At 48.5% G+C, this 13,467-nt stretch carries 10 protein-coding genes and 5 tRNA genes; all 15 read left to right on the top strand.

From position 1 onward, the window contains the following. Positions 1-11 precede the first annotated feature (11 nt). The 15 genes from M988_RS16190 (at position 12) to luxS (ending at position 13,437) form a co-directional block, all read left to right on the top strand. Entirely contained in the window at positions 12-3,122 is a 3,111-nt protein-coding gene (locus M988_RS16190) for an efflux RND transporter permease subunit (RefSeq protein WP_064574986.1), read from the top strand. Between the two features lie 188 nt (positions 3,123-3,310). Further along, positions 3,311-3,799, top strand: a complete 489-nt coding sequence (gene pncC, locus M988_RS16185) for a nicotinamide-nucleotide amidase (RefSeq protein ID WP_008815153.1) — start codon at positions 3,311-3,313, stop codon at positions 3,797-3,799. A gap of 72 nt (positions 3,800-3,871) precedes the next feature. Continuing rightward, positions 3,872-4,924 carry a recombinase RecA gene (gene recA / locus M988_RS16180; RefSeq protein ID WP_004091607.1) on the top strand — a complete coding sequence of 351 codons (1,053 nt, stop codon included), beginning with the start codon at positions 3,872-3,874 and terminating at the stop codon, positions 4,922-4,924. Positions 4,925-4,990: 66 nt separating this feature from the next. Continuing rightward, positions 4,991-5,431 carry a recombination regulator RecX gene (gene recX / locus M988_RS16175; RefSeq protein WP_008815154.1) on the top strand — a complete coding sequence of 147 codons (441 nt, stop codon included), beginning with the start codon at positions 4,991-4,993 and terminating at the stop codon, positions 5,429-5,431. 134 nt (positions 5,432-5,565) lie between these two features. Then, positions 5,566-8,193, top strand: coding sequence for an alanine--tRNA ligase (gene alaS / locus M988_RS16170; RefSeq protein ID WP_008815155.1), 2,628 nt, complete (start codon positions 5,566-5,568; stop codon positions 8,191-8,193). A 253-nt stretch (positions 8,194-8,446) separates the two neighbouring features. Beyond that, complete coding sequence (gene csrA, locus M988_RS16165) at positions 8,447-8,632, top strand: carbon storage regulator CsrA (RefSeq protein ID WP_004091602.1); 186 nt, start codon at positions 8,447-8,449, stop codon at positions 8,630-8,632. Between the two features lie 361 nt (positions 8,633-8,993). Continuing rightward, positions 8,994-9,086 (top strand) — tRNA-Ser (locus M988_RS16160). A gap of 4 nt (positions 9,087-9,090) precedes the next feature. Beyond that, a tRNA-Arg gene (locus tag M988_RS16155) sits at positions 9,091-9,167 on the top strand. A 54-nt stretch (positions 9,168-9,221) separates the two neighbouring features. Continuing rightward, positions 9,222-9,298, top strand: a tRNA-Arg gene (locus tag M988_RS16150). 54 nt (positions 9,299-9,352) lie between these two features. After that, positions 9,353-9,429, top strand: a tRNA-Arg gene (locus M988_RS16145). Positions 9,430-9,619: 190 nt separating this feature from the next. Next, positions 9,620-9,696, top strand: a tRNA-Arg gene (locus M988_RS16140). Between the two features lie 432 nt (positions 9,697-10,128). After that, a complete protein-coding gene (gene yqaB, locus M988_RS16135) occupies positions 10,129-10,695 on the top strand; it encodes a fructose-1-phosphate/6-phosphogluconate phosphatase (protein WP_064574984.1) in 567 nt (188 codons plus the stop codon). Next, positions 10,695-11,123 (top strand): YqaA family protein, encoded by a 429-nt coding sequence (locus tag M988_RS16130; RefSeq protein WP_008815157.1) that lies wholly within the window; start codon positions 10,695-10,697, stop codon positions 11,121-11,123. The genes yqaB and M988_RS16130 overlap by 1 nt, the downstream gene beginning before the upstream one ends. 70 nt (positions 11,124-11,193) lie before the next feature. Further along, positions 11,194-12,765, top strand: coding sequence for a glutamate--cysteine ligase (gene gshA / locus M988_RS16125; RefSeq protein ID WP_008815158.1), 1,572 nt, complete (start codon positions 11,194-11,196; stop codon positions 12,763-12,765). 156 nt (positions 12,766-12,921) lie between these two features. Continuing rightward, the gene (gene luxS / locus M988_RS16120) at positions 12,922-13,437 is read left to right on the top strand and encodes an S-ribosylhomocysteine lyase (protein ID WP_064574982.1); all 516 of its coding nucleotides are present in this window, start codon (positions 12,922-12,924) and stop codon (positions 13,435-13,437) included. The last annotated feature ends 30 nt before the right edge of the window (positions 13,438-13,467 follow it).

Here is a 13,467-nt window from a genome sequence, read left to right as displayed (position 1 = left end):
CCAGTTAGCAGATGGCTAAGTTTTTTATAGATAGGCCAATTTTCGCCTGGGTCATTGCCATTATTTTGATGATGGCTGGGGCACTCGCCATTTGGAATCTTCCCGTTGCACAATACCCCACTATTGCGCCGCCATCGGTGGTGATTTCGGCTAACTATCCCGGCGCGGATGCTAAAACCGTGCAGAATTCGGTGACGCAGATTATCGAACAGAATATGAACGGGATTGATAATCTGATGTATATGTCATCGACGAGCGACTCTTCCGGTAGCGCGTCGGTGACGCTGACTTTCCAATCAGGAACTGACCCTGATATTGCTCAGGTTCAGGTGCAAAACAAGCTTCAGTTAGCAATGCCACTTTTGCCTCAAGAAGTCCAGCAGCAGGGGATTAGCGTTGAAAAATCTAGCAGCAGTTTTTTAATGGTTGCCGGATTTATTTCTGAAGATAACACCATGTCTCAGTCTGATATCGCTGACTATGTCGCTTCTAATATTCAAGACCCACTCAGCCGTACTGAAGGGGTCGGAGACGTGCAACTGTTTGGTTCTCAGTATGCGATGCGTATTTGGCTCGACCCACATAAGCTGAATAACTTTCACCTAACGCCCTTGGATGTCATTGATCAAATCAAAGTACAAAACAATCAGATTGCCGCTGGGCAGTTGGGTGGGATGCCCGCGGTTGCAGGACAGGAGCTGAATGCCTCTATTATCGCGCAAACTCGCCTTCAATCGCCGCAGGAATTTGGCAAGATTTTGCTTAAGGTTCAGCCAGATGGCTCACGGGTGCTATTACGTGATGTGGCAAAAGTTGAGCTAGGGAGTGAAAACTACAGCACGCAGGCTCGCTTTAATGGTAAACCGGCGGCTGGGCTGGGGATTAAGCTTGCGACCGGCGCGAATGCGCTGGATGTGGCGAATAATATCAAGGCTGAATTAGTGAAGCTGCAGCCTTTTTTCCCGCAGGGGCTGAAAGTGGTGTATCCCTACGATACAACGCCTTTCGTGAAAATTTCCATCAATGAAGTGGTTAAAACATTATTGGAAGCGGTGGTTTTAGTCTTTTTAGTGATGTATCTGTTTTTGCAAAATCTACGCGCAACGCTTATTCCTACCATTGCGGTGCCGGTGGTGTTGCTCGGGACTTTCGCCATTCTTGATGTGTTTGGTTATTCGATCAATACCTTGACGATGTTTGCAATGGTGTTGGCCATTGGTCTGCTGGTGGATGACGCTATCGTTGTTGTCGAAAACGTTGAGCGTGTGCTGGAAGAAGAGGGGCTCTCTGCCAAAGAAGCGACCAAGAAATCGATGGTTCAAATTCAAAGTGCTCTCGTGGGTATTGCTTTGGTTTTGTCAGCCGTATTTGTTCCGATGGCCTTTTTCGGTGGTGCAACCGGTGCAATTTACCGTCAATTCTCTGTCACGATTGTTTCGGCGATGGTGTTGTCGATTCTCGTGGCGATTATTTTAACTCCGGCGCTGTGTGCCACTATTCTTAAGCCGGTTACCCCTGGAACCTCACACAACAAAGGCGGGTTCTTTGGCTGGTTTAACCGCCTGTTCAATAAATTTACCCATCACTACACCGATAGTGTTGACCATATGCTGGTGAAAACCGGCCGCTATATGGCGATTTACCTCTTGGTCGTGGTGGGGATGGGCGTGCTCTTCATTCAACTGCCAACCGGATTTATTCCTGAAGAGGATCAAGGTATTGCGTTGACATCGGTGCAGTTGCCCGCAGGGGCGACTCAGCAGCGAACTGATAAGGTGCTGGCGCAGGTGACCGATTATTTCCTAAAGAAAGAGCAGCGAGACGTGGAGTCGGTGTTTACGGTTAGTGGCTTTGGCTTCAGTGGGCAGGGGCAAAATAACGGTTTAGCTTTTGTCAGCCTTAAGCCTTGGAGTGAGCGTCAAGGCGAAGAGAATCGGGTGACGGCAATTCTCGCCCGTGCGGCTGTGGCTTTTGGTCAGATAAAGGATGCGCTGGTATTTCCTTTTAATCTGCCGGCTATTTCTGGACTTGGCACTTCTACCGGTTTTGATTTTGAACTGATCGATCAGGGCAATTTAGGGCATGAAAAACTGACTGAAGCTCGTAATGAACTGCTGGGCATGGCTGCGCAGCATCCTGAAATGCTCACCGGTGTTCGTCCTAACGGTATGGAGGATACGCCGCAATTTAAAGTGACTATTGATCAGGAAAAAGCTTTAGCGCAGGGTGTTTCGTTGGCAGATATTAATCAAACGCTGTCATCGGCCTTTGGCGGCACCTATGTGAATGACTTTATTGATAATGAGCGGGTAAAGAAGGTTTATGTGCAGGCTCAGGCGCCTTATCGCATGCTGCCGGAAAATATCGATAGCTGGTATGTACGCAGCGCGTCTGGCCAGATGGTACCGTTCTCCTCTTTTGCGTCTGCTCATTGGGAGTATGGTTCTCCACGATTGGAACGCTATAACGGTTTGCCGTCAATGGAGATTCTTGGCGAAGCGACCCGTGGTAAAAGCAGCGGTGAGGCCATGGCGATGATGGAGGCGCTAGCTGCAAAACTGCCGAACGGGGTGGGCTATGATTGGACTGGAATGTCCTATCAGGAAAGACTATCGGGAAATCAAGCTCCTGCGCTGTATGCGATTTCACTGGTGGTCGTGTTCCTGAGTCTGGCCGCGCTTTATGAAAGCTGGTCGATTCCGTTCTCGGTGATGTTGGTGGTGCCGCTGGGAATTATTGGCGCGCTTTTAGCCGTCACACTACGCAGTATGAATAACGACGTCTATTTCCAAGTCGGTTTACTGACAACGATTGGTTTATCGGTGAAAAACGCGATTTTGATCGTTGAATTCGCCAAAGATCTTATCGACAGGGAAGGCAAAAATGTTCATGAGGCAACGCTTGAAGCGGTGCGTATGCGCTTACGTCCAATACTGATGACGTCACTGGCCTTTATCCTTGGGGTTTTACCGATGGCGATAAGCACGGGAGCGGGCTCAGCGGCACAAAATGCTGTGGGGACCGGAGTTATTGGCGGGATGATCTCAGCCACTGCGCTAACGATTTTCTTAGTTCCGGTCTTCTTTGTGGTCATAGAGCGTCGGTTTGCCAGACGATCTTAGCGATCTCATCGTGTTTCTGGTTTTCAATGAATTGCCTTCTCCTCTAATGGAGGAGGCAATATTTTCTTATTATTGGTAAATGGAATCCTCTACGCATTTTCAGTTTTCCCCACCGCACATCTGAGCACATTGTTTGAAGGAAAGTGCTAACATCAAAAACCGATTCTCACCGTACAAAGGAATAATACATGACGGACGATGTGTTACTTGAATTGAGCGTGACGCTGGGGGAGCGCCTAAAGGGAATCGGTGCTACGTTGACCTGCGCCGAGTCTTGTACCGGCGGATTAATCGCCAAAGCGATTACGGATATCAGCGGCAGTTCTTCCTATTTTGAGCGCGGTTACGTCACCTACAGTAATGAGGCTAAGCACGAGATGCTGGGCGTCACTCATGAATCATTACAGCTTTATGGTGCGGTCAGTGAGGCCGTGGTGAATGAGATGGCGCAGGGGGCATTGAAAGTGGCCCATGCCGACTTTGCTGTTTCTGTCAGCGGAATTGCGGGCCCTGACGGTGGTTCGGTGGCTAAGCCTGTGGGAACCGTTTGGTTCGGTTTTGCGGCTAAAGACGGGCGCGCTTATGCTATTCGTCAATATTTCCCTGGGGGACGTTTACAAGTACGTCAGCTGGCGGCAGAGTTTGCTCTTCGTGTGTTAATTGAAAAATTTCTTTAATCACACTTGATACTGTATGACTATACAGTATAATCAACACCAATTTCAGGTTCGCTATGCATGGAGTAACAGATGGACGAGAACAAACAAAGGGCTCTAGCCGCTGCGTTAGGCCAGATTGAAAAGCAGTTTGGTAAAGGTTCTATTATGCGTCTTGGTGATACCCAGACGTTGGATATTGATTCTGTATCTACAGGTTCTCTGAGTCTGGACGTTGCTCTGGGCATTGGCGGTTTGCCGATGGGGCGTGTGGTTGAAATCTTTGGGCCAGAATCCTCCGGTAAAACGACGCTGACTCTGTCTGTGATCGCTAGCGCTCAGGCTGCCGGTAAAACCTGTGCGTTTATCGATGCCGAGCATGCGTTAGACCCAATCTACGCAGGCAAATTAGGGGTTCAAGTAGACGATCTTCTGATCTCTCAGCCAGATACCGGTGAGCAAGCGTTAGAAATTTGTGACGCTCTGGTTCGTTCTGGCGCGGTTGATGTCATCGTCGTTGACTCCGTAGCTGCGCTGACGCCTAAAGCAGAAATCGAAGGCGAGATGGGCGACTCTCACGTTGGTTTGCAGGCGCGTTTGATGTCTCAGGCGCTGCGTAAACTGACCGCTAACATCAAGAATGCAAACTGCTTGGTGATTTTCATCAACCAGATCCGTATGAAGATCGGTGTGATGTTCGGTAACCCAGAAACTACCACTGGTGGTAATGCACTGAAGTTTTACTCTTCTGTTCGTTTGGATATCCGTCGTATCGGCGCGATTAAAGACGGCGATGAAGTTGTGGGTAATGAAACCCGTGTGAAAGTGGTAAAAAACAAGGTAGCACCTCCATTCCGTCAGGCTGAGTTCCAGATCCTTTACGGTGCTGGTATCTCTAAAGAAAGCGAGCTGATCGATCTGGGCGTTAAACACAAGCTGGTAGATAAATCCGGTGCTTGGTATGCCTACAACGGTGACAAGATTGGTCAGGGTAAATCAAACTCCATGAAGTACCTGCAGGAAAACCCTGCAATTCGTGCCGAGTTAGATACTAAACTGCGTGAACTGTTGTTGAGTCATGCAGCGGCAGAGAATGCTAACCACAAGCCTTCTGCTGATGAAGAGCTACTGGAAGACGACGCATAATCACGTGTTGTTTGAGAGAATATGCCGCACTCAACGGCATAAAGAACCGCTTCGAGGAACGAATTAGTGACTGAAACACTGAATCGGGCGATGCGGTTACTTGCTCAACGTGACCATAGCGAAACTGAATTGCGCCGCAAACTTGCGGCGCAAGACGTTTCTGAAGAAGACGTTGAACAAGCTATCGCCTATTGCCACGAACATCATTGGCTGGACGATCGCCGTTTTGCTGAACGTTATCTTGTGATGCGTAGCCAAAAAGGGTACGGAGTACAAAGAATTCAGCAAGAGCTAGGAATGAAAGGTATTGCTCGCGAGCTTATCCATGATGCTTTTGCGTCGTCAGATATCGACTGGTGTGCATTGGCGAAACAAACTGCGCATCGTAAGTTTGGTCAAACTCTCCCCCAAGAATGGAAAGAAAAAGCAAAGGTGCAGCGATTTTTATTGTACCGAGGCTTCTTTCAGGAAGAAATTTACGCTGTTTTCTCCAATTTGTCGGATTGAATGCACGCGGGATTTTACTTCGCAGTGAAGAAAATTTATCTTATTCCCACTTTATGTTTGTGTGCGACCGACTTGCAGTCAATTGCGAGAGGGTCTGTTCACTACAGTTCTTTTAGCCTGACTCCGGGACAATTATGAGCAAGAGTACCGCTGAGATCCGTCAAGCGTTTCTCGATTTCTACCATAGTAAAGGGCACCAGATAGTAGAGAGTAGCTCTCTGGTTCCGAACAACGACCCAACGTTGTTGTTCACTAACGCAGGTATGAATCAATTCAAGGATGTATTCCTCGGCATCGATAAACGCAGCTACAGCCGCGCGACAACGTCTCAACGTTGTGTTCGTGCGGGTGGTAAACATAACGATTTGGAAAACGTCGGGTATACCGCGCGTCACCATACTTTCTTCGAAATGCTGGGTAACTTCAGCTTCGGCGATTATTTCAAGCATGATGCAATTCAGTTTGCATGGGAATTGCTGACCGGTGAAAACTGGTTCAATTTGCCGAAAGAAAAACTGTGGGTGACCGTTTACGAAACCGACGACGAAGCCTTCAATATCTGGGCTGACGAAGTGGGTGTTCCACGCGAACGTATTATTCGTATCGGTGATAACAAAGGCGCACCGTTTGCTTCAGATAACTTCTGGCAGATGGGGGATACCGGTCCTTGTGGTCCATGCACTGAGATTTTCTACGATCACGGTGACCATATCTGGGGTGGGCCTCCTGGTAGCGCTGAAGAAGATGGCGATCGCTACATTGAGATCTGGAACATCGTCTTCATGCAGTTCAACCGCCAGTCAGATGGCACAATGTTGCCACTGCCTAAGCCGTCAGTTGATACCGGCATGGGATTGGAGCGTATTGCTGCTGTGCTGCAACACGTTAATTCCAACTATGATATCGACTTGTTCCGCACGCTGATTGCCGCTACGGCAAAAGTGACCGGTGCTACCGATCTGTCTAGCAAATCGTTGCGCGTCATTGCCGACCATATTCGCTCCTGCGCGTTCTTGGTTTCTGACGGCGTACTGCCTTCTAACGAAGGCCGCGGTTATGTGCTACGTCGTATCATCCGCCGCGCTGTGCGCCACGGTAATATGGTGGGTGCAAAAGAGACCTTCTTCTACAAGCTGGTTGCACCGCTAATCGAAGTGATGGGGCCAGCCGCCGATGAGTTGAAACGCCAGCAGTCAATGGTTGAACAGGTTCTGAAAACTGAGGAAGAGCAGTTTGCTCGTACTCTGGAGCGTGGTTTGGCGCTGTTGGACGATGAACTGTCCAAACTGAGCGGCGATACGCTGGATGGAGAAACGGCTTTCCGTCTGTATGACACCTATGGTTTCCCTCTGGATTTGACCGCTGACGTATGCCGTGAGCGTAATCTGAAAGTGGATGAAATTGGCTTTGAGCGTGCAATGGAAGAGCAACGTCGTCGTGCGCGTGAGTCTAGCGGTTTTGGCGCTGACTATAACAGCATGATCCGTGTCGATGGTGCCTCTAAGTTCTCTGGTTACGATCATAACCAGCAGCATTCGAGCGTTACCGCACTGTTCCGCGATGGTCAGGCCGTTGACGTTCTGAATGCAGGCGAAGAAGGCGTAGTTGTTCTGAACGAAACGCCATTCTATGCAGAATCAGGCGGTCAGGTTGGCGATAAAGGCGAATTGACTGCACAGGGCGTAAGTTTTGTTGTGACCGACACTCAAAAATACGGTCAAGCAATTGGTCATCAGGGCAAAGTTGCACAGGGCTCTGTGAAGGTGGGAGATAGCGTTGAGGCCACTATCGATGAAGCTCGTCGTAGTCGCATCCGTTTGAACCACTCAGCGACTCATTTGCTGCACGCTGCGCTGCGTCAGGTACTGGGCGATCATGTCTCGCAAAAAGGCTCTCTGGTGAGCGATCGCAACCTGCGTTTCGACTTCTCTCATTTTGAAGCGATGAAACCTGAGCAAATTCGTCAAGTAGAAGATATCGTCAACGCGCAAATTCGTCGTAATTTGCCAATCGAAACTAACATCATGGATCTCGAAGACGCGAAAGCGAAGGGGGCTATGGCGTTGTTCGGTGAGAAATACGATGAAAGCGTTCGCGTGCTGAGTATGGGTGATTTCTCAACTGAGCTTTGTGGCGGTACTCATGCGCGTCAGACCGGCGATATTGGCCTGTTCCGTATCACGTCTGAAGCGGGTACTGCGGCTGGCGTGCGTCGTATCGAAGCCGTCACTGGCGAAGGTGCGATTGCCGTTATGCATCAGGATGCTGATGCTTTGCGTGAAGCGGCATCGTTAGTGAAGAGCGATGCTCATAGCGTCGCGGAAAAAATCCGTGCAGTGATGGATAAAACACGTCAGTTGGAAAAAGAGCTACAGCAGCTTAAAGATCAGCAGGCTGCACAGGAGAGTGCTTCACTTTCTAGCAAAGCCGTTGATGTTAAGGGCGTGAAGCTGTTAGTGAGCCAACTGGACAACGTTGAAGCCAAAATGCTGCGTACCATGGTCGATGACCTGAAGAACCAGCTTGGCTCAGGCGTGGTGGTTCTGGCGACGACTGCGGAAGGTAAAGTGAGCTTGGTTGCAGGTGTGACCAAGGATCTGACTGATAAGGTGAAAGCTGGCGAGCTGATCGGTATGGTTGCTCAGCAGGTCGGTGGTAAGGGCGGTGGACGTCCTGATATGGCGATGGCGGGTGGTAGTGATGCTACTGCATTACCTCAGGCTCTGGCTGGCGTCGAAGCTTGGGTTGCCGATAAGCTGTAATTTAGAATAGCTTGATAAACAAACGCCATATCTTATTGTCAGGTATGGCGTTTTTTGTTTTTTAGTTAACATGCTTGTTATAAAAATTACTACGGTGTATACCATTTGGACTAAACTTGTACATACAGTGTGGTTCAGCCTAATCTGCTTACACATTATGAACTTGTTATAGGTTACGTTTTCACAATAGATGATGGATAATGGCGGGGAAACTGAGAGACCCGACTCTAATTAATCTTTCAAGGAGCAAAGAATGCTAATTTTGACTCGTCGAGTGGGTGAAACCCTCATGATTGGTGATGAGGTAACGGTCACTGTATTAGGTGTTAAAGGAAACCAAGTTCGCATCGGGGTGAATGCTCCGAAAGAGGTTTCTGTCCATCGTGAAGAGATTTACCAACGTATTCAGGCTGAAAAGTCTCAACAGACGACTTACTAATCCTAGTGTAGCGTCCCGTGTTTATACGGGGCGCTAACGCTACCCCGACTATTCTTCGCAGTAAACTCTGTCTCTCTTCATATTTTTTTTCCCCTCTTTCTGTTTTGCCACTGCCAGATTCGCTCACGTTTACTTTTTTCTGTCGATACCATGACTGGATTTTGTGGTTTTACATACCCATTTCGTGATTATTAAATCAACAGCTTGCCTTAAAATCGTGCTTTTTGACTGTGTTTTACACAAACGAATCAGAGTCTCGAAAAAATGTTTGACTTATAAACCCCAGAAAGTAATATGTGCGCCACGCAGTGCCGATGAGCTTAAACAAAGTTAGTCAGCACGCATCGAAAGATATGCGTAAGGTGAGGTGGCCGAGAGGCTGAAGGCGCTCCCCTGCTAAGGGAGTATGCGGTCAAAAGCTGCATCCGGGGTTCGAATCCCCGCCTCACCGCCATTTTGCACCCATAGCTCAGCTGGATAGAGTACTCGGCTACGAACCGAGCGGTCGGAAGTTCGAATCTTCCTGGGTGCACCATATTTTGTTGTGATGCGATGATTTATTAGCGTCACGATATCAGTAGTATCCTGTGCACCCATAGCTCAGCTGGATAGAGTACTCGGCTACGAACCGAGCGGTCGGAAGTTCGAATCTTCCTGGGTGCACCATATTTTGTTGTGATGCGGTGATTTCTCAGTGTCACGATATCAGTAGTATCCTGTGCACCCATAGCTCAGCTGGATAGAGTACTCGGCTACGAACCGAGCGGTCGGAAGTTCGAATCTTCCTGGGTGCACCATATTTCACAATGCTTATCGCGAATGCAGGATTGCATGGTGGTTAGGTGTTGTCGGTAGCACAAGGGAAGATAACGTTGCTTTAGCAACGGCCCGTAGGGCGAGACGCTAGCGTCGAGTCATCTTCCTGGGTGCACCTATTTTGTTGTGATGCGATGATTTCTCAGTGTCACGATATCAGTAGTATTCTGTGCACCCATAGCTCAGCTGGATAGAGTACTCGGCTACGAACCGAGCGGTCGGAAGTTCGAATCTTCCTGGGTGCACCATATTTCACAATGCTTGTCGCGAGTGCAGAATTGCACAGTGGTTAAGTATTGCCGGTAGCACAAGGGAAGATAACGTTGCTTAGCAACGGCCCGAAGGGCGAGACGCTAGCGTCGAGTCATCTTCCTGGGTGCACCATATTTGGTTTCTTTGACGGGTTATGCTTTGTTGCATGACGGTGAGAGAAACTGATGACACTAAGAGAGTGAGGCGCTTGCGCCGAATAACCTCCCAGATATGTCATCTTAAGACCTCGTCATTGACGAGGTTTTTTTTTATCCGAAATCTGTTCTGTATGTCCTTTTCTTCCTGTTTTTTCCTTATATTCGTTGGCTTTTCAATTAATTCACCTTGAAACTCTCAGAGCGACAACGTAATAGCTTTGCGTTAAAGTAACTTTCCATATATTCACCATCGTTACGGAGTGGCAATCAATGTACGATCGCTTTCAAGGACTGATTTTTGATATGGATGGCACTCTGCTCGACACGGAGCCGACGCACCGTCGGGCTTGGCGGCAGGTTCTTGGTCAATATGGGATGACCTACGATGAAAATGCGATGGTAGCACTGAATGGGTCTCCTACCTGGCGTATTGCCCAGATAATTATTGAGAACAATCAAGCTGATATGGATCCTCATCATCTTGCAGCATTGAAAACTGCCGCGGTAGAAAGCATGTTGTTGGATAGCGTGAAGCCGCTTCCGCTGATTGACGTTGTGCTGGCCTATAAAGGCAAAAAACCAATGGCGGTGGGTACCGGTAGTGAGCATCGGATGGCGGATGCCTTACTGCGCCATTTAGGGCTGCATAACTGTTTTCAGGCTATTGTTGGTGCCGATGATGTGACTCGGCATAAGCCTGAGCCGGATACTTTTTTACGTTGCGCTGAGCTGATTGGCGTTTCGCCTAAAGACTGTGTCGTATTTGAAGATGCAGATTTTGGTATTCAGGCAGCCCAACGCGCAAATATGGCGTGGGTGGATGTGCGCAAGCTGTAATGAATTCTTTCCTGACATTGGGCGCAATGTTTGCCAGTAGTTTTACTAGTGCAACGCTATTGCCAGGAAATTCAGAAATTGTTTTAACTGCCTTTCTATTAGCTGGGCAGGTTTCTCCGTGGTGGTTAGTGCTGACAGCGATCGTTGGCAATATTCTGGGCGGATTAACAAATGTCATCATTGGTCGTCTGCTGCCGGACGTGAAACCGCAGCGGGGGGTACAGCTGTCGCTACGCTGGTTACAACGCTATGGCGCGGTTACCTTGCTGCTCAGTTGGGTGCCTATCATTGGTGATTTACTCTGTGTGTTAGCAGGTTGGCTGCGAATGCCGTGGGTACCTGTAGCGTTTTATCTCAGTATTGGGAAAGCGGTACGTTATGTTGCGTTGGCATGGCTGACGCTGCAAGGTATGTCATGGTGGTCATAAGCGAAGGCGGAAACGCTCAGCGGCAGAACATAAATGCTGGCAGTTATTATTTGATTAGCGGGAGGTCGACTTGATCCCGGACGTATCTAAAGCCCTGACTTGGCTGGAATCACATCCAGATGCCCTTAACGGAATTCGACGCGGTATTGAGCGTGAAACGCTCCGCGTAACCCCAGAGGGCCAATTGGCTGCCTCTGGTCATCCAGAAGCGCTGGGTAAGGCGCTAACTCACCCATGGATTACCACTGACTTTGCCGAGTCTTTGCTGGAGTTTATTACTCCGGTGGATGCCAGCATCGATCACATGCTTTCCTTCCTCACCGATATTCATCGCTATGTGGCGAGAAATCTGGGGTCAGAACGCATGTGGCCAATGAGTATGCCGTGCTTTATCAGCAAGGAAGAAGATATCGTGCTAGCGCAGTACGGTACCTCTAACGTAGGTCAATTTAAGACCTTGTACCGTGAAGGTTTGAAAAATCGCTACGGTGCGCTGATGCAGACGATCTCTGGCGTGCATTATAATTTCTCTCTGCCGATAGAGTTCTGGCGTGAGTGGGCGGGCGTAGAAGATGCTGAAAGCGGCAAAGAGCAGATATCTGCAGGCTATTTCCGCTTAATCCGCAACTATTATCGCTTTGGTTGGGTGATTCCTTATTTATTTGGGGCTTCGCCGGCCATCTGTTCTTCATTTTTGAACGGTCGTGAAACCAATATCCCATTCGAACAGAACGGGCATATGCTGTATTTGCCTTATGCAACCTCATTGCGTCTGAGTGATTTAGGTTATACCAATAAATCACAAAACGATTTAGGGATTACCTTTAATAATCTGCCGGATTATGTGACGGCACTGAAAAAGGCAATCCATACCCCGTCTGCTGAGTTTGCTAAGCTTGGTGTAAAAGTGGATGGTCGCTATCGTCAACTGAATGCGAATGTATTGCAGATCGAAAATGAGCTGTATGCGCCGATTAGGCCTAAACGCGTCACCAAAGGCGATGAGTCGCCATCCGATGCATTACTTCGCGGTGGGATTGAATATATTGAAGTGCGCTCATTAGATATCAATCCGTTTACCGCGATTGGTGTGAATGCGGATCAGTCCCGTTTCTTGGATCTTTTCCTGATCTGGTGTGTGCTGGCTGATGCGCCAGAGATGAGCAGCGATGAGCTACTGTGTACTCGTAAGAATTGGAACCGCGTGATCCTTGAAGGACGTAAGCCGGGACAAACGATCGGTATCGGCTGTAATGATCAACGCCAGCCACTGGCAAAAGTTGGCAAAGAGCTCTTTGCTGATTTGCAGCGCGTTGCAGAAGTATTAGATAGCATTAATGGGAATAAGCAATATCAGCAAGTTTGCACTAAGCTGGTAGCCGGTTTTGATGATGCATCGTTGACATATTCTGCTCAGGTGCTGGAGCAGATGATGGAAAAAGGCGTTGGTGGTTTTGGGCGAGAACTGTCGGAGCGTTATCGGCAGGAGCTCAGTTCACAGCCTTTGGAAGTCTTGAGCGAAGCACAGCTTCATCAGCAGGTAGAAGAGTCGATTAAACGTCAGGCTCAGATGGAAGCTCAGGATTCGATGCCGGGTGCGATGGGGTTTGAAGAGTATCTGCATCTTCACGCTGGGCGCTAGAAAAGAAAAAGGCCACAATACCTGTGGCCAAAATAGCATCTCTGTAGCAGGGATGATGATAACAAATGCGCGTCTTTCATATATTCAGACTCGCTGAGTTAGAAAAGGTTTCATAAAACCGAAAAAAAAATCATTTTTTTATGAGGAGGTGACGAAATGCCACTACTGGATAGCTTTACTGTAGACCATACGCGTATGGCGGCACCTGCGGTGCGTGTTGCAAAGAACATGAAAACTCCGCACGGCGATAACATCACAGTTTTCGATTTACGTTTCTGTCATCCGAACCAAGAGATCCTACCTGAGCGTGGTATCCATACTCTGGAGCACCTGTTTGCAGGCTTCATGCGCGATCATCTGAACGGTAACGGCGTTGAGATCATCGACATTTCGCCAATGGGCTGTCGTACTGGTTTTTACATGAGCCTGATTGGTACGCCTGAAGAATCTCGCGTTGCGGATGCTTGGAAAGCGGCAATGGAAGACGTGTTGAAAGTCACCGATCAGCGTAAGATCCCTGAACTTAATAAATACCAGTGCGGTACTTTCTCTATGCATTCGTTGCAAGAGGCACATGACATTGCTCGTCATATCTTAGAGAAAGGTGTTGGGGTTAATCACAACGACGATCTGGCTCTGCCAAAAGAAAAATTGGCTGAATTGCATATCTAGTTTTGTTTTCTCTCAGTGTACGATACGAAA

The sequence above is a fragment of the Hafnia paralvei ATCC 29927 genome (assembly GCF_001655005.1).
Lineage (GTDB): Bacteria > Pseudomonadota > Gammaproteobacteria > Enterobacterales > Enterobacteriaceae > Hafnia > Hafnia paralvei.
This window is presented reverse-complemented; position numbering and strand designations above follow the sequence as displayed.